Here is a 17,964-nt window from a genome sequence, read left to right as displayed (position 1 = left end):
AAAGGAGAGATTGTTTTGAGCCGCCAAACAAAAAGCGATTTCAATAACATTCAACAGAAACAAATGTTGTTACATTTGAAATCGGAAATAGCACGCTATCAAATTAATGAAGAACGGTTTGAACGTTTGGTAGAAAAACTAAAAAAGGAAAAAGGTGAATTACAGCGTGCATTTAAAGAAAAGATCTCTCAATTAAATGAGGCAACAGAAGAAAATCGAGAATTTTATAGCGAAAAATTAGCATTGTTATCTCGGTTGGAGGAATTAGGGGAAAAGCAAGTAGAACTCCAAGAAACGGTTTCTAAATATGAAGAGGAGAAAACGCACTTACTACAACAATTAAACGAATTACAATTGACTCTGAATCAAGGTCAAGAACCACTAATAGAAGAATTGGATAAATTGAATGATGAAAAATTGGAGCTTCAAAATGTGTTAGAGGAACACGCAAATGAGTTAAATGATTTGATGGAGCTTAATAATGAATATTTACAAGAAAAAGAAGCTTTAATAAAAGAAAATGATGAAATTATTCAACAGTTAGAAATATTAGAAGAAAAACAAAAATCGTACGAACAGGAAATTTTAAATTACTCTCAATTAAATGAGCAACTTCAAAATGAAATACAACTTGTTAAAGAAAAAATCGACCTTGATCAACTTCATATCATTGAAGAACTTGAGCAAGTGACAAAAGAAAAGAACCAACTACAGCAAGAACTTCAAGAAAAAATAAACGAACAAAGTATATTGGAACAGGAAATGGAGCTCTTTAAACGAGAAAAAGAAAGTTATGTTGAGCAAATAAAACGATTAGAGGAAGAAATAATAAATTACCAAACTACTATCCAAGAAAGTCAGGAAACGATTCAAACTTTAAATGCAAAAATTAATCAAGATCAGAATGAGTTATCCCAGCAGCTTAAACAAGCTGAAAACCTAATTCAAGAGCAGGAAACAACGATCAAAGATTTAAAGTTAGAAATACAAGAAGGAAATGAAGAATTAGAACATTTTAAGGCAGAAAAGTTGACTTACGAAGAGCAAGTTTCAAACTACGAAGCGTTAATACGTGAGCTTGAGGAAGAAGTCAGTCTTTATAACCAAAAAACAGATGAAGATCAAATGAAATTAATTAAAGAATTAGAAGAGGCAACAACTCATAATACGAAATTACAAAATGCTTATGAGGAGAAAGTTGCAAGTTTTATCCAGTTAGAGGAAGAGTATTTTCTTTCCCAAGAAAAAAATGAAAATATTGCCCAACAATTAAATCATGAAAGATCGGAAAATGAATCCTTAAAGAATAGAATAGTTGAATTAGAAAATAGTTTAAAAGACTATGAAGGTAAAATGAGTCAAGATCAATTAACGTTGATGCAGGAGTTAGAACAAATTACAAATGAAAAAGATCAATTAAAATATAGCTATGAACAGGAATTGGAAAAAATAACAAAATTTGAAACAGAGGCAAAACAAACGAGGGATGAAAACAATCGCTTACTAGAGCAACTTCAGCACCATGAAGAAGAAAAAGATGAAGAATTAATCCAAATAACGAAGCAGTTAGAAGAGCAAAAACTTACGAACGTTGATTTACAGGATAAGTATAAAGAAAGTTCTGCTGAAAATGAACAATTAAATAAGGATAAAGAAACTTTAATTAGTAAACTTGGAAAACTAGAGCAGGAAAATAACCAGATACATGAACAATTGCGTGAACAGTCTAATCAGATAGAAGTTGAGAATACAGCGATAACCGAGCAATTGGCAAATTACAAAAATAAACAACAAGAAATCGAAAAACAACTGAAAGTTATTCAGGATGAGAAAGAATTAATACAAAAGAACTTAGAGAACAAAAATGAAGAAGTTACAAAAATTGTTGTTCAGTTAGAAGAACGAAATGCAGAATTAGTAAAATTACAAGATGAATTTAAAGAAAGTAGTATGATCAATGAAAGACTTACACGTGAAAATGAAACATTAAGCAATCAACTTGAAAGATTAGAGCAGCAAAATGACAGTATTTATGAGCAGGTCAAATATTATGAAAGCTTAAATAAAGAATTGAAGCAAGAAATGAAGGACGTAACGAGAGAAGTTAATGAAATTCACTCTGAATTAAAAATAAAAATGAAAGAAAATACTCGTTTAGAAAATGAGTTAGAGAAGCAAAACTCTGCTTTGAACCAAATAAAACAGCAATATAAAGAACATGTTCAAGAATTTGAGAAGGTATTAAAAGAAAACAAAACGCTGCATAGTGAAATCAAAACACTCCAAACAGAAAATAAATCCATTGATAAAAAGTTTAAGAGGCTAGAAGAAGAAGTACGTAAAGCAGATTACAAAATGAGTGAATACAGAGAGGCGTTGTTACAATCTGAAAAAAGCTTAAAAGAGATCAAGAAAGAGCATCAGCAACTTGAACATCAATTGGAAGTACAAACAGCAGAATTAAATCGTACAAAAGAACAAAGAAATGAGTACCTGGAAGATAAAAAACTTTTAGTAAACATCCTAAAAAATTCAAATGCTGAAGCTAAAACTGATAAACGGGTAGATCCTAATAATTATGGGCAACAAACGAATGAAAATGTGGTTAAGCAACAGTATGATGAAACTGTTAATAATTCATGGTTTTTACGAAACTTGAGAGATCAGAACTCCGTAAAAAGCAAGGGGAACCAGGCGTTTCATCCAAGGCCTATACCAACGCCAACACAAACGAATCAACGGAAATCAGTTGACTCCTTTTTATCGTTAAATAAACGTTCCCAGCAACAGCAAAAACAAATCAATTACCCCGCACCTAAAAAACAATTAGACCAAGTAGAAAATCAGGATGAAAAAGAATAAAGAAATTAGAACTAGTTATTATTATATAAAAAAAGAAGTGTACCAAGAGATGGTGAAGTACTGTAGAAAAGAGTCACCACTCGAAGCTTGTGGATTAATTTCGGGGGTAGGTAATAAAGGGCTCACTTTTTGGCCAATAAGAAATGAAGAAAAGAGCCCTAATCGTTTTTCTATAACAGAAGAAAATATGAGGAAAACCATTAAACAAATAATCAAAAAAGGAGAACAATTGAACGGAGTGTTTCATTCACACCCCAGAACAAGGGCTTTTCCATCCTATCATGATATAAAAAACCATTCCTATCCTAATTTAGCTTATATTATTGTGTCTTTGTTAAAAAAAGAGACTACAGTCGGAGTTTTTAATATTACAGCAAATAAAAAGGTAATTCGTTTAAAATTAGAACTTATATAAAGTACAGTACAAAAAGCTCTCTCTTAATGAATGGTTTTATATCCATTCAAGGGGGAGCGTTTATTTTTCCTAACGGAAAGAAGATTAAAGGATAAAAACTAATGGTTTAACTAAATTTTTATTGGGAGTGTTATCGCGGAAACAACTTTTTAAATCATGCATATTATATCGTATTAATGACATGTTTTAACCCAAAGGGAGGGATCTACTTGAATTCGAAGAAAAAACGGTTAGCACCTGGATCGTACCATACGAGTGGATATGTTCATGTAAATCAACCAAGTGGAAATAATAGTTCTCCGTATCAAATTTTTTCATCATCAAATAAACCAGCTCAACCAAAAAGTGGTGGGTGTGGTTGCGGAAATAAAACAATCAAAAGATAACCAGGCAGAGTCTTTGTTGCCTGGTTTTTTACATATGTATCGATTTTTAGTGTTTTTTACGATTTTTACATTAACGATTACATTAAAACCTTAAGGTAAGGTCAAATGGTTAGAAAAGCGAGGGCGGATGACTTAATTTTATCTAGATTATTAATATTAGACTCTTGTCCGTTACAAACAAACACCCGTGTGCATTTTATATAGGGAAACAAACTAATTAGTAGAAAGGTGGATCAATATGAATTTTCATTCTAAAAGTAAGTTCAACAAAGTTCATAAGTCTACAAGCTGTAAAACAGCAGATGAAGCAAAAACATTGAATTGCGAGAGGTTTGGATTCGGGAATGGAACAGATGATGAGGGAGCAACTGTCGGATATTTTAATATACCAGTCGTCATTGCCGATGAGTGGATCCAAGTCGATGTTGAGTCGGTTGATAGATTACCAAAGTTAGCTCGAGAAATTAAACGTATTCGCAAAAATGTTCATATCACACAATGTAAGTTAGTACAATCACAATTTACAAATCAAGACCCACTAAATGATAATGGGGTTTTTACTCCAGGTGTTTTAAAACTGTTCTTAGCTGGTTTTGTTCGTAAAAATATTGAATTTGTCCCAAGTTGTTCAGGAGCAGTCGAACATCATACAGTAGATGTACCGTTTCATTGTGTACTACCTATTCCAACACCAACAGATTATGATGATCAACAATTAAGCGTTAAAAACGGGGTTAATGAACTCGTATTTAATGATAAGCATGGGATGGGGATGGATTCAAAAGTACAAGGTTTTGCGACATATGAATTTTTTAATAATAAACCGTACTGTAGATTAGAGTTTGCAGGAGTAACTGAACTGGATATTTCTGAAGATTGGAAGCCACATTGCCATACATTTAGAACGGTGAGAGAAAAGATGATTGTTGAGATGCGCTTAAAAGTTTTACAACTTCAACAAGTCCCGCCAAATGGAAATGGTACTCCTGCCCCTCCTGCCTCTGAATAATATTAAGCCAGAATATAAAGGATCTTTTACAACAAAGGATGTTGACTACAAGCGTCAGCATCCTTGTTAGTTAAAATGTAAAAAAAATGAATAGTTGTAATTCATTTATATAAACGCTTATTCGAAAAATCAATTAATAGGCTAACATTAGCAGTTAAAAAGTGTAACTTTAGACTTTTGTAAGTTACCAAAATCGACCACTCCGCATTCTATATAATGTAGTATTTATTAACCGATAGAAAGGTGGAGTAATATGCATTGTCACTCAAAGGGGAAATTAAGAAAGATTCAAAGAACTACGTCCAGTTGTAAAACTGCAGATGAAGCCAAAACATTAAATTGTGAAAGGTTTCCATTTGCAGATTCGACTGTTGGAAATTTCAACATTCCAGTTGTAGTTGCTGATGAATGGATTCAGGTTGATATAGAATCGGTAGACAGATTACCAAAACCAGCTCGCGAAATTAAGCGTATCAAAAAAAACGTACACTTAACACAATGTAAAATAGTCCAATCACAGTTTTCGAATCCAACTTCAGCATTACCAAATAACAATAACAATGTATTCGAGCCAGGAGTAATTAAATTATTTTTAGGTGGATTTGTCCGAAAAAATATTGAGTTCGTTCCAAGTTGTTCAGGCGCTGTCGAACACCATACAGTAGATGTTCCATTCCACTGTGTTGTGAGAATTCCTCCAAATGGTTTTATCGAACAACAATTAAGTATGAAAAACGGGGTTATGGAATTAGTATTTAATGATAAGCATGGATTGGGGATGGATTCAAAAGTACAAGGGTTTGCCACATATGAATTCTTTAATAATATGCCTTTCTGTAGGCTCGAATTTGCGGGAGTTACTGAACTTGATATCGCAGAAAACTGGAAGCCGCATTGCCCTGTTTTTAGAACAGTCAGAGAAAAAATGATTGTTGAAATGCGCTTAAAAGTATTACAACTACAACAAGTGGAAGTTCCTTCACCTGGAATGTTTGAATAGTTATCAAACTATCTTTAAAAAAGTTTTTCAGTTGGTTATGAATATGTTTGAAATGAATTACAATTTGATTAAATAAAAAGGATGAGAAATTTTTTCTTCATCCTCTTTTTTTCTTTTGTACAAAAAGGTATTTTACAATGTAATAGTGATATTAACTAGAAACAACTAGTATTTTTGTTGTAGTGTATTTTCATAGATTTTAAGTGTATTAATGTCATTTATATCGGTAAAATGTTGTACTCCTTTATGATTGTTGTTTTTTCTAGACTGCTTCTCAATTTTTTCTGTTAAATTTTTCTTTCTTTCTATAAAGCTTTTCATTTGGTTATGAATATGTTTAATTATACGCTTTATTTCCTTTTTATCTTCTGTGGTTAAGTCTTGTTTCATGTCAATATTGTTTTTTTTAAGTTCTGATGCAATAAACAATTCAACTAATTTTTTGTTCGAGACATCGCTAGACTTCATTAATACCTCCTCCTTTCATTATATTGAAGCCTAATATTACGGTATTCATAGCGAAGTAATTAGTGTAGGCATCTAACTACGAATAGTCAAATGTATGATAATAAATTTAAAGTATTGATCAAAATAAGTCCAAATACTTGTAGATATTTTAATACCTTGTTTGTTGCACCTGCCCATGTTTGCCCCACTAAAGCTACAGTTATGGACAGTCATTTCTAAGTAGGTAAAACGTAGATGAGCTTTAATTAAATGAGGTAATGTCGTTAACGGTTAAAAGAATTGAAGGGAAATCCTCTAGTGAAAAAACGATTATACGTAGGAAAGTTAAGTGTTATTTTTTCGTATAATATTATGAGTGACTACGTTGATGTTAGAAAAAATAAAGTGCAAGAAATGGGTATAACCAATCCTAAAATATGTAAAGGTAGGTTAAAAGATGTTTAATAAGATAGAGTTGAAAGACATTGTTAAAATTGCAATTAATGCCGGTGGTCGTATATTAGACGTTTATAAAGATGTAGATTTCAAAGTGGAAAGTAAACATGATAATTCACCGTTAACTATTGCAGATAAAGTTTCAAATGAAGTTATTACGCAAGGATTGACTAAGCTATATCCTAAAATCCCCATTTTAAGTGAAGAAGGAAAGCACCTTTCCTATGAAGAAAGAAAAAAGTGGAATTATTTATGGTTAGTTGATCCTTTAGATGGAACGAAGGAATTTATTAAGAGAAACGGTGAGTTTACTGTTAATATTGCTTTGGTTAAAAATGGTAAGGTTGTACTTGGAGTGATTTATGCTCCAGTATTAGATACGGTTTATTTTGCCAAAGAAGGTATAGGAGCATTTAAATTAGAAAAGGTTATGGAATATCTTAACCATTCTAGTCATCTTATTCAATCAGCTAGTAGGCTACCATTAAACGTAGCAAAAGTAAAAACTACAATCATCGCGAGCCGATCGCATATGTCTAAAGAAACAGAGGAATACGTGAATGAATTAAAGAAAACAGTTGGGGAAGTGGAGATATTATCGGCTGGAAGTTCATTGAAGCTTTGTAAAGTTGCGGAGGGAGTAGCGGATGTTTATCCAAGGTTTGCGCCAACGATGGAATGGGATACAGCAGCTGGGCAGGCTATTGTTGAACAAGCAGGAGGTAAGGTTATTCATACTGATGATGCAAAGCCACTTCTATACAATAAAGAAAGTTTACTAAATTCATGGTTTATAGCAAAAAGGTAGCGTCACAGCGTATAAAAATAGATCTGTGAAGAAATGTCTGCAAGGGGAAGACATTTCTTTTTTATTGAGGGGGAGCTAATGACATCTTGCTATTTTTGTTACTCCTGCCCTTTTTTAATGGACAACTTCCTTTTCTTATTTGGACGAATATTTTAGTAAAAGGAACAAGTTTTAAGGGGGAGCGATATGAAAATAAAAAAAGCTATAATCCCAGCTGCAGGGTATGGAACGCGAAGTCTCCCGATAACGAAAGTTCTTCCAAAAGAAATGTTTCCTATTAACGGAAAGCCAGCCATTCATTATGTCGTTGAAGAAGCTGTCGCCTCTGGAATTGAGGAGATATTAATTGTCGTTTCTAGAAATAAAAATATGATTTTAGATTATTTTGATCGATCTCTTGAATTGGAAGCATTCTTAGCGGAAACGAATAAACAGCACTTATTAAAAAAGTTATCGGTTCCAAAAGCACATATCCAATTTGTTCGTCAGCCTTTTGCAAGGGGACTAGGTGATGCGATACAAATGGGGAGACCTTTTATTAATGACGAACCTTTTGCTGTTCTATTACCAGATGATATTTTTGTTGAAAAAAAACGAAGCCTAAAGCAATTAATTAACGTATATGAACAACAGAGTAGTAGTGTAATAGGTGTGAAACAGGTCAAAAAAGAATTACTCCATAATTATGGAGTGATTAAGGGGAGAACGATTTCTTCTGGCTTAAATCAAATTGTCGATATTGTTGAAAAGCCAAAAAGTTCACCTCCTTCTGATTTGGCTGTTGTCGGTCGTTATGTTTTACATCCTGATATTTTTACTTTTTTAGAACAAACGAAGCCTGGAATTGGTGGAGAAATTCAACTAACAGATGCTTTAAAAGCAATGTTACAGGTAAGAAAGTGTTATGGTTATGAAGTATCTGGCGAGCGTTTTGACATTGGCTCACACAAAGAATATTTTAAATTACTAAAAAAACTGTATTGTGATGAAGGTTAGACTTCTATAATCATAAATTTAATTAAACTAGTTTTTTCAAGGCTAACAACTATACCTAAATTATTTTAAAGAATACGATAACTACTAGCTAGGTTAGTGTCGTATTCTTTTTTTGTTGGAAAGGGGAAAAGAGATAATGAAAGTTTTAATGATTTGTACAGAAAAACTCCCAGTCCCCCCGGTAAGAGGTGGCGCCATTCAAACATATATTGAAGGAGTTTCTGAAAAATTATCGTCTCATTATGAGTTAACGATCCTAGGAAGAGATGACTCAAGCTTACCTAATGAAGAGACAATTAAAAATATAAAGTATGTTCGAGTTCCAGGAGGATTGTTCGAAATTTATAAAGAAGGTGTGATTGACTATTTAAAAACAAATACATTTGATGTCATTCATATTTTTAATCGCCCTCGTTTAGTAACGAGTGTGAGGGAGGTTGCTCCAAATTCTCGTCTAGTTTTAAGTATGCACAACGATATGTTTAAGCCTGAAAAAATTGCTGCAGAAGAGGCAGAGAAGGCTATTGAACAGTTGGATCAAATAATAACGGTTAGTGATTATATTGGAAAGACGATAGCTGATCCTTTCCCACAAGCTGCATCAAAGTTAAAAACCATCTATTCAGGCGTAGATATCGAACGCTTTGCGCATCCTCATTCAGATCAAGCTCGAAAAATGCGTAAACAAATTCGCCAAGAACATAATTTAGAAAATAAAAAAATTATCTTATTTACGGGCAGACTTTCTGCGAATAAGGGTGCAGATATTTTAGTAAAAGCGATGCCAAAATTAGCGAAAAAGCACCCTGAGATTGCTCTAGTAATAGTAGGAAGTAAATGGTTTAGTCAAGATGACATTACTGATTATGTGGCGTATGTTCGAGCTCTTGCTAACCGCTTACCCATACCAGTTATTACTACAGGCTTTGTTGCCCCTGATCAAATCCAATATTGGTTTGCGGCGGCAGATATATTTGTATGTCCATCTCAATGGCAGGAACCACTTGCACGTGTCCATTATGAAGCGATGGCTTCAGGACGTCCAATTGTAACAACCGCTCGAGGTGGAAACCCAGAAGTAATTGAGGAAAAAGAAAACGGGATTGTTATCCAGAATCCAGAAGACCCACAAGAAATTGCTGATCAAATCTCATTCCTGCTCTCAAGTCCTAACTTAGCTAAGAAAATGGGGGAGTACGGACGTAGTCTGGCAGAAAAAAACTATACGTGGTCACGTGTAGCAGACGATATTCTTTCTGTTTGGCATGAGATTGAGTACAAGATCAAAAATAATATTGCTGTTACTAGTAAGGATGAAGACCAAAGGGAAGAGGAAGATGTTGAAAATATTAATGAACAATTAATTGAAATTCTTGAAGAGCAGGAATTTGATACGAGTGAAACAACCACTGATACCGAAGATGTTGAGGAGGATAAAGGAACTGTAGAAACAGATACTGTTGAAGAAGAAGTTGCGGAAATTACTCCACCAAAACTTAAATCGAAAAAAGAAAGAATACGCGAAATCCTATTCCTAGAATTGACCAAGAATAATGAGTATATCAAGTCATTACTGTCAGCAGCAGAGGAGCAGGTTCAAGATTCGAACGAGAAGGAAATTGAAAAAGTCATAAAAAATGTAGTAAAGGATATGGAAAAGCAGATTCCAAACCAGGAACTTAAAGAGCAGGAATCTAAAGAGCCAGAACTTAAAGAGCAGGAACAAAAAGAACTAGTCGAAAAGCCATCCAATCTTGTCGAAGCCGTAAATGATATTACAACAGCGAAACTATTTATGAATGTACTGGAATTTAAAAGAAACAGAAAGAAACGTAGGAAAAGCTCGTAACCTAAGGATAAAAGAAAGAAGTTGAGCCGCACAATCAACTTCTTTTTTTACTGAGCCAAAGCAAGTTTTTGATAGGTAATAAAATTAGGTTCTACACAGTAAATTTCAGAGTGAACTCTAATTAACACTTGGTGTTTAACAAATTTTTTATAAAAAATCCCATTTACCTATTCAAATACCTATACCAAACTAAACGAATTACATACAGTATATCAGTGCAATAAAAATAATGATATATAACCAGGAGGTTCCATATGAAAAGTGAATTACATGAATTAACGATTGAACTTGAGCTTCAAGGGGACACATTCTATGAATTAGAATTTGATGGTGAAGTGGGAGAGTTAACCATCCATAAAAAAACAGATTTAGGTGAGGAAGTTGTAAGTAGCGCTGGGTCAATTATTAACCCTAACTTTATGGACGATTTATCTATTTCATCTGATATGTCAGAAGAAAAGTTAATCAAGAAAATTTTAAAGGCATTGGGCAATGATTCTTTTATCGAATTAGATGTTGAAATCTCATTTTTAGATGGAACAGAAGTAGAGTTTAAAATAGAAAATGAAGGCAATGAAATTGACGATGATGATGACGATGATGACGATGACGATGATGATGACGATGATGACGATGACGATGAAGATGACGATGATGACGATGATGACGACGATGAAGAAGATGAAGAAGATGATGAAGATGACGACGATGACGATGAGGAAGAAGACGATTAATATAAGTGGTGACAGGCAGCCTTTAGTTAACTAAAGGTGCCTGTTGCTGTTTTTGCAAAGGGAACCACTTTCCCGTAAGGAATGCACATAGGAGTATGGAAAAGAGGGTCATTAATAATTTGACATTTTAAGTTAAATACATCTTCGATAAGAGATTCATTAATTATTTCATGTGGTGAACCTTCTGCGTAAATGGTTTTATCTTTAATGGCAATTAAGTGGTGAGCGTAACGACATGCTAGGTTAATATCATGTAGAACCATAATAACTGTTCGATTTTCGTTAGCGTTTAATTCAAATAGTAAGTCTAAAATTTCAATCTGATGAGATAAGTCTAAATAAGTCGTTGGTTCATCGAGTAGAATGGTTTCTGTTGCTTGAGCAAGGGTCATCGCTATCCAAACACGTTGACGTTGCCCACCTGATAATGAGTCAACTTGTTTATTGATTAAATCTTCTAGATTCGTTACTTCCAATGCTCTTTTGACAATTCTTTCATCTTCTTCTGACCATTGTTTCCGCCAAGATTGATACGGATATCGTCCTTGCTTAACAAGTTGCAGCACTGTTATTCCATCAGGAGGAGTCGGACCTTGTGGTAGTATCGATAATTGCTTTGCTATTTCTTTTGTAGAAAGAGTGTTAAGCTTTTCTTGGTTAAGTAATATGTTTCCACTCTTAGGTTTTAGTAATCGAGCAAGGGACCGTAAAAGTGTTGATTTTCCGCAGCCGTTACTACCGATTAAAACAGTAATTTTTCCTTTTGGTATTTTCATATCCAAGTTCTCTATAATTAAGTTTTCGCTATAGCCAATTGATAACTGTTTGGTTTCAATCCCTGGTGTCATAAAAGAACCTCCTTAATTAATTTTTTTGACTTTTAATAAGTAAGTAGATAAAGTAAGGTGCACCAATCGCTGCTGTAAAAACACCTGCTGGGATTTCGAGCGGTGCAAAAGCCAGTCGACCAATCAAATCTGCAACTACAACGAGAACCGCCCCAACACAGGCTGTAACAGGTAACAAAAATCCGAAAGAGGGTCCGACTAGTAATCTAGATATATGTGGAGCCATTAATCCAACAAAACCGATAGCACCCGCTAAGGCTACAGCAACACTAGCTAAACAAACACTTAGGAAAAGTAATACAAAACGTTGCTTTTCAACGGAAGATCCTAGTCCAGTGGCAATTTCATCTCCAAGATAATGGACGTTTAAATGTCTTACATAGAATAAAACAATTGGAAAGAGAATAATGAGCCAAATTGAAAATGTTGAGATTTTCTGCCAGTTTGAACCGTACACACTTCCAGTAATCCATGTTAGTGCCTCATTTGCATGATATATAGTTGGACTCGCTTTCATAAGAAATGTTGTTAGTGCTTGCATAACAGTTGCAATTCCTATTCCAATTAAAATAAATCGTAAGGAAGTTACACCATTTTTCCAAGCAAGTACGTAAACAATTAAACCTGATAAAAGGCCTCCAATAATGGCTGCAAAAGGAAGATAATGAATGCTTACAGTCAGTGTATGGCTTAAAGGATCGCTAAATGTAATTAAAAATGCGATAACACCAGCGGCTGCCCCTCCAGTAATCCCAATTAGTTCTGGTGACGCTAGGGGGTTTTTTCCGACGCCTTGAATAATTGCCCCTGAAACGGCTAACGCTGAACCCGCTAATATGGCAGTAATGATACGAGGTAATCTAAAATTAAAAATTACGAGGTGTTGTTTATCTGTCCCGTATCCTAATAAAGTTAATATCGTTTCGTATGGTGTTAATTTAAATTCCCCTAATGATAAACTAACAATTACCGTAAAGGACAATAAAAAGAAGGAGACCAGAAGAATGGTCATTCCCCTTTTACTTATCAAATAAGAAATGGAGTTGTTTTTAAGGCGAAGCATGATATTCTGTTTCATAGTTTATTAGCATACTCCTTCCGAATCACATAAATAAAAAATGGTACACCAATAAATGCAGTCATGACGCCTACTGGAACTTCTTTCGGCAAAATAACAAGTCTTGCTAAAATATCAGCTATCAGTAATACAATGGTTCCCATGACACCTGCAAAAGGAATTACCCAACGGTGATCGTTTCCGACGAGGTAACGAGCTAAATGAGGTACAATTAAACCAATGAATCCTATCGGACCAGCAACTGCTACTGAAGTTCCTGCTAATAGCACGACAACGACTGAAACTGTAAAATACAAGAGGCCAGTTCGTTGTCCTAATCCTTTTGCGATGTCACTGCCTAGTGCAAATGTATTTAATTTTGTACTTATGATCAGAGCCAAAAACCACCCGATAACCATATATGGTAAAACTGCAATTAGAAGATCTAAACTACGCCCTTCAATTGAACCAGCTAACCAAAACATGACTTCGTCCAATGTTTTCATATTAAGTGAGAGAATACCTTGAGTCATTGATGAAAAGAAGGCAGTAATTGCAGCACCTGCTAGAACAATTCGAAATGGAGAAACCGTGTTATTATTTAGCCCCCCACCAATCATTAAAACTAGAACGGTGGCTACCGCAGCTCCTAAAAATCCAACCCATACCATTTGAGTAAGAGAAGTCACGCCAATAAAAGTAATGAAACTGACAATAAAAAAACTAGCCCCTGCATTGATCCCGAAAATTCCAGGACTAGCAAGAGGGTTTCGCGTTAGTGTTTGCATAAGAACACCTGCGATCGCCAGACTGAATCCAATGCATAAAGCGATGAGCGTCCGAGGTATTCGAGTTGTATGTATGACAATATGCTCGGTTGATTGATCATAAGCAGTGAAAGATTGTATGACCATTTCGAGATTAATAGATGTTAAACCTAGAAGAAGACTTTGTACAGAAATAAATAATAATAAAACGAGCAAGCCAATTAAAGTAATTATGCGAGCAGAAGTTGTATTAATAATGCCTTTCATCAATGGTGACTCCAATCTAAAAAAAAGTAATTGACAACGATTATCAATTTCAAATATATTATAATCTGTAATGATAATCATTCGCAAGTGAAAAAGGAGAGAAATGTGATGAAAGCTAGTAAACAATCATTCTTTAAACTCGTTTCATTTTTGTTTGTTATGATGATAACTTTAGCTTTAACCGCTTGCGGTTCAAGTAAAGACACAGCAACTGATCAAACAGGAACTCAACCAGATAATCAAGAGCAAGAGGAGCAAATTTCGGATACATATGAAATTGAACATGCAATGGGTACAACACCTATTGAAGGGACTCCAGAGCGAATTGTCGTTTTGACAAATGAAGGAGCAGATATTTTAATTGCACTTGGAGTAAAACCTGTAGGAGCAGTAAAACATTGGACAGGTGACCCTTGGTACGAATATTTAGCCGACGATCTAGAGGGTGTTGAGGTAGTTGGTGAAGAAACAGAGCCAAGCCTTGAAGCAATCATGAATGTAGATCCAGATCTAATTATCGGAAGTAAACTAAGACATGAAGCAATCTATGAGCAATTAGCAGCAATTGCACCAACTGTTATGTCTGAAACAGTCGGTACAGTTTGGAAAGAAAACACATTATTATATGCTAAAGCAATTAATAAAGCTGAAAAAGGTGCAGAGTTAGTTCAGGCATGGGAAGAAAGAGTAGTTGATTTTAAAGAGAAATACGCCGACAAACTAGAAACTGAAGTATCAATTTCACGTTTCCAATCATCAGGTGGACGTTTATACTATAAAGGCTTCCCAGGTTCCATAATCGAAATGGTTGGATTACACAGACCAGAAGCTCAAAGTAATATAGGTGATGAAGTAGTAGGAGATTTAACAATTGAAAGAATTCCTGAAATGGATGGAGATGTCATTTTCTATTTCGTATCTGATTGGGAAGGTACTGGAGAAGTATACACAATCCAGGAGCAATGGATGGAACATGACCTATGGAAAAACTTAGAGGCAGTTAAAGCAGGAAATGTAGTGGAAGTAAATGATGTATTCTGGAACATGGCAGGTGGAATTCAAGCTGCAAACATCATGTTAACAGACCTAGACGAGTTCTTCGCCACATACGAAAAGTAACAAAAGAATATATATTATGGTGCCAGGCACCTTTAGTATACTAAAGGTGCCTGGCACCATTTATTTCTTTACTTTTTTCTTTACCTTCTTTTCTTTTTGTTGTACTTTTTCTTTCTACCGCAAGAATCTGGATTTGACTGCTTTTTTGCCGCGGCGCATGGATGGGACTGAGATATACAGTGCTTCTTTAGCGCGTGTCATTGCGACATACATCAATCTACGTTCTTCCTCTATCGGTTCATCGTTGCCGTCACGCCATGCATCAAGGGCATAATCGTGCGGAATACCACCATCAACAGCACCGATGACATAAACATGTTTAAACTCTAATCCTTTCGAACGATGAATGGTCATGAGTTGAATGGCGTCACCAGTTATAGCCTTTTTATTAGAGACAATTTCTTTATGCTTGTGAATAATGTGGTCGACGTACTCAAGGAACTCACCTACAGATTGATGGGATTGGGCTGCGACTCGTAAGTCTCTAACATCATCTGACCCTTTATCCATCGAATTACCCTCATTCCCTTGTTTTTTCAAATAATCCGTTAATCCCATTTCCTTTTCAATAAAGTCAATCGCATCTACTGGTTTTAAGGATTGTATTTTTGAAAAAAGAGGCACAATCGTTTTTAGTTTTTTTATTTGGAATGGTGGTAGCTGAGTTAGTTTAGTAAGTGCTTCAACTAATGAGCAATCCTCCACAATACTTAACGCCTTTAAATCCCGGAGGACGTCTTGCTTCAAGAATAAGGCTCCAATAAGGTCACTCATAGCATCAGTATGGTTTGGATTAATTGATAAGTGCATATAAGCTAATATTTTTTTGACCGTTTTACGCTGATAAAACGATTCACCTTCTTGTTCAACAATGAAAGGTAAACTCGTATGTACGAGCCGCTCAAATAATGCTCGAGTAGAAACATTCGTACGATAGAGGATGGCAAAGTCCGAGGGGTTTGCACCTTTTGCAATGCGTTCTTTTAAATCTTCTACTATAATTGTTGCTTCTAGCTCCTCGTCATATGGAAAAAAGACGAGCGGCGTAAACTCACTGTTAGTTAACGCAGAAAGTTTTTTGTCATATCGGTGTTTGTTTTTTGAAATGACATAGTTTGCCGTACTTACGATGGAATGAATCGAGCGATAATTTTTAGCAAGTATAATGGTTTTGGTTGCTGGGTAATCTGCTTTAAAGTTTAAGATGTATTCGGGATTACTTCCTCGGAAGGAATAAATCGACTGATCGTCATCACCAACGACACATAAATTATTTTGTGGTTCTGCTAACAATTGAACTATTTTATATTGAACTTTATTAATATCCTGAAATTCATCAACAGAGATATAGGAAAAGCGTTCCTGATATTTCTCTAGAAGACTACTGTTCTCTGATAAGAAATGATAACAGCCAAGAAGCATATCGTCGAAATCAAATAATTGTTCTTTTCCTTTAATTTCTTCGTAATGCTTGTATATATGTAACGTTCGTTCTTCGAATAGATCTTTCGGTTGAACTTGGTCTGGAATGATTAAGTTATTTTTCCACCATCCGATTTGCGTGAGGGCCTGGTCGTAAGCAAACTCTTTTTCCTCAAGACCCAATTCTCGACCAATTTGCTTAGCAATTTTCTCTTTCTGCCATTCCCATTTTAATAAACGGTCTTGGTGCCAGCCGTTTGGGTCATGATGCATGAGCATCTTATAAAAAATACTATGAAAAGTTCCGACTAGAAGCTGTCTAATCTCTGATTGCTTAAGGTTTGGATACTGTAGCATCCGTTCCTTCATTTCTCTGGCTGCTTTCGCAGTAAACGTTACAAGTAACATTCGATTAGATGGAATTTTTTCCTCTGTCATCATATAAGCAGCTCTTGCTGTAAGAACTCTAGTTTTTCCACTTCCTGCGCCAGCTAAAATGAGTAGTGGTCCTTCTGTCGTCGTAACGGCTTGCCATTGGTACTCGTCTAAAGAAAACCCTTTTTGAGACAAATCATCATAATAGGAATGTTTAATTATCTTTGGGGTCTCATTTAATTCAGAAAAAGAAGAAATCCGACAAACAACTTCAGGCTTCTTCCAATTCATTTCAGTTGTCGTAGCTGAAGCACTATTCGTAATTGAACGGCGTTCTGGTAAGCGAAATGCAACAGTAGTTTTATTAGGACTCTCATGAACTCTTTCTTTTTTCTTTTCTAGGAGAGCCATTACTGCCTTTTGGCATTCACTGTCATCATGAGAGTGAACAAAGTGTGGTGGGTGTTTAATACTCACAGAAAAGGTCATTTTTTCACCACAATGTACGCAAGTTATTTTTCCACACTTACTGTCTCGGTATAGTTGTTGATATTGATTAGCATCTATTTTTGTTAACTGAACAAAGCGTTCATTCCAATATGCGACTTCCACTTAGTGTTCCTCCTTAAAACGAACGGACAATAACTAAAGTAGCATTGTAGCACATATTATGTTAAAGGAAAACTACATAATGAAGAATGAGTACCCGTTAATTCAGTAATTGTGAATTATTTATGGGGTGCAGAAATAACAATATTATGAGAAATAAAAAGAAATAATTGGAATAAAAACTGAATAAACAGCATATAATATTCAAATATTCTAACAATTTAGCAATAGGAGGAAGAATATTGGGATATGTGCCTCCACATCATAATATCGTAGCTGTTCATTATGGGAGTAGAATGAGGGTTAGACAAGCATCAATTAAAAGGAAAGAAAGGGTACAAAAAATAGAGTTGCCAGATTTATTAGAGCAGTACAAGAAAGAAAGGGAATGTAAAAGTTCAGACTTATATAAAAAATGGAAACTAGTTGAAGGTCAAATAACGCAAAAAGGATTACTTTTTGATAAACAAGTCTGAGAAGGGCTTGTTTTTGCGCTTTTTAACACTTTTTAAGTAATAAGCTACTTAAAGTTGACGTT

At 34.8% G+C, this 17,964-nt stretch carries 16 protein-coding genes; 11 read left to right on the top strand and 5 right to left on the bottom strand.

Going from position 1 to position 17,964, the window contains the following annotated elements; translation table 11 throughout:
- Positions 1-15: 15 nt before the first annotated feature.
- The 5 genes from GKP30_RS04525 (at position 16) to GKP30_RS04505 (ending at position 5,672) form a co-directional block, all read left to right on the top strand.
- Positions 16-2,862: a hypothetical protein gene (locus GKP30_RS04525; protein ID WP_216828217.1), complete on the top strand. Its 2,847-nt coding sequence runs from the start codon at positions 16-18 to the stop codon at positions 2,860-2,862.
- Positions 2,849-3,277 carry a Mov34/MPN/PAD-1 family protein gene (locus GKP30_RS04520; protein WP_216828216.1) on the top strand — a complete coding sequence of 143 codons (429 nt, stop codon included), beginning with the start codon at positions 2,849-2,851 and terminating at the stop codon, positions 3,275-3,277. Before GKP30_RS04525 ends, GKP30_RS04520 begins: the two co-directional genes overlap by 14 nt.
- Before the next feature lie 209 nt (positions 3,278-3,486).
- On the top strand, positions 3,487-3,663 hold the full coding sequence (locus tag GKP30_RS04515) for a hypothetical protein (RefSeq protein ID WP_216828215.1): 177 nt from the start codon (positions 3,487-3,489) through the stop codon (positions 3,661-3,663).
- A 238-nt stretch (positions 3,664-3,901) separates the two neighbouring features.
- The gene (locus GKP30_RS04510; protein ID WP_216828214.1) at positions 3,902-4,672 is read left to right on the top strand and encodes a CsxC family protein; all 771 of its coding nucleotides are present in this window, start codon (positions 3,902-3,904) and stop codon (positions 4,670-4,672) included.
- A gap of 253 nt (positions 4,673-4,925) precedes the next feature.
- Positions 4,926-5,672: a CsxC family protein gene (locus tag GKP30_RS04505; protein WP_216828213.1), complete on the top strand. Its 747-nt coding sequence runs from the start codon at positions 4,926-4,928 to the stop codon at positions 5,670-5,672.
- Positions 5,673-5,837: 165 nt separating this feature from the next.
- Here the strand turns inward: GKP30_RS04505 and GKP30_RS04500 are convergent, their stop codons facing one another.
- Positions 5,838-6,140, bottom strand: coding sequence for a hypothetical protein (locus GKP30_RS04500; RefSeq protein ID WP_216828212.1), 303 nt, complete (start codon positions 6,138-6,140; stop codon positions 5,838-5,840).
- A 436-nt stretch (positions 6,141-6,576) separates the two neighbouring features.
- On the opposite strand from GKP30_RS04500, the gene cysQ reads away from it, so the two are divergent.
- The 4 genes from cysQ (at position 6,577) to GKP30_RS04480 (ending at position 10,962) form a co-directional block, all read left to right on the top strand.
- Positions 6,577-7,383: a 3'(2'),5'-bisphosphate nucleotidase CysQ gene (cysQ, locus tag GKP30_RS04495; protein ID WP_216828211.1), complete on the top strand. Its 807-nt coding sequence runs from the start codon at positions 6,577-6,579 to the stop codon at positions 7,381-7,383.
- A gap of 186 nt (positions 7,384-7,569) precedes the next feature.
- On the top strand, positions 7,570-8,379 hold the full coding sequence (locus GKP30_RS04490) for a UTP--glucose-1-phosphate uridylyltransferase (protein ID WP_216828210.1): 810 nt from the start codon (positions 7,570-7,572) through the stop codon (positions 8,377-8,379).
- A gap of 136 nt (positions 8,380-8,515) precedes the next feature.
- The gene (locus GKP30_RS04485) at positions 8,516-10,228 is read left to right on the top strand and encodes a glycosyltransferase family 4 protein (protein WP_216828209.1); all 1,713 of its coding nucleotides are present in this window, start codon (positions 8,516-8,518) and stop codon (positions 10,226-10,228) included.
- A gap of 254 nt (positions 10,229-10,482) precedes the next feature.
- Positions 10,483-10,962, top strand: a complete 480-nt coding sequence (locus GKP30_RS04480) for a hypothetical protein (protein WP_216828208.1) — start codon at positions 10,483-10,485, stop codon at positions 10,960-10,962.
- 26 nt (positions 10,963-10,988) lie between these two features.
- On the opposite strand, the gene GKP30_RS04475 is transcribed toward GKP30_RS04480, so the two are convergent.
- From GKP30_RS04475 to GKP30_RS04465, 3 genes are read right to left on the bottom strand one after another with little or no spacing between them, the layout of a single operon-like run.
- Complete coding sequence (locus GKP30_RS04475) at positions 10,989-11,810, bottom strand: ABC transporter ATP-binding protein (protein WP_216828207.1); 822 nt, start codon at positions 11,808-11,810, stop codon at positions 10,989-10,991.
- A gap of 16 nt (positions 11,811-11,826) precedes the next feature.
- Complete coding sequence (locus tag GKP30_RS04470; RefSeq protein ID WP_216828206.1) at positions 11,827-12,888, bottom strand: FecCD family ABC transporter permease; 1,062 nt, start codon at positions 12,886-12,888, stop codon at positions 11,827-11,829.
- A complete protein-coding gene (locus tag GKP30_RS04465; RefSeq protein ID WP_216828205.1) occupies positions 12,885-13,901 on the bottom strand; it encodes a FecCD family ABC transporter permease in 1,017 nt (338 codons plus the stop codon). The genes GKP30_RS04470 and GKP30_RS04465 overlap by 4 nt, the downstream gene beginning before the upstream one ends.
- Positions 13,902-14,009: 108 nt before the next feature.
- Between GKP30_RS04465 and GKP30_RS04460 the strand changes: the two genes are divergently transcribed.
- Positions 14,010-15,020: an ABC transporter substrate-binding protein gene (locus tag GKP30_RS04460; protein WP_216828204.1), complete on the top strand. Its 1,011-nt coding sequence runs from the start codon at positions 14,010-14,012 to the stop codon at positions 15,018-15,020.
- 114 nt (positions 15,021-15,134) lie between these two features.
- On the opposite strand, the gene GKP30_RS04455 is transcribed toward GKP30_RS04460, so the two are convergent.
- Positions 15,135-17,429, bottom strand: coding sequence for an ATP-dependent helicase (locus tag GKP30_RS04455; RefSeq protein ID WP_328703118.1), 2,295 nt, complete (start codon positions 17,427-17,429; stop codon positions 15,135-15,137).
- Positions 17,430-17,668: 239 nt separating this feature from the next.
- Here GKP30_RS04455 and GKP30_RS04450 point away from each other — a divergent pair, with 239 nt between their 5' ends.
- On the top strand, positions 17,669-17,902 hold the full coding sequence (locus tag GKP30_RS04450) for a hypothetical protein (RefSeq protein ID WP_216828203.1): 234 nt from the start codon (positions 17,669-17,671) through the stop codon (positions 17,900-17,902).
- Positions 17,903-17,964 lie beyond the last annotated feature (62 nt).

It is taken from the genome of Alkalihalobacterium elongatum (genome assembly GCF_019024285.1).
Taxonomy (GTDB): Bacteria; Bacillota; Bacilli; order Bacillales; family Bacillaceae_F; genus Alkalihalobacterium; species Alkalihalobacterium elongatum.
This window is presented reverse-complemented; position numbering and strand designations above follow the sequence as displayed.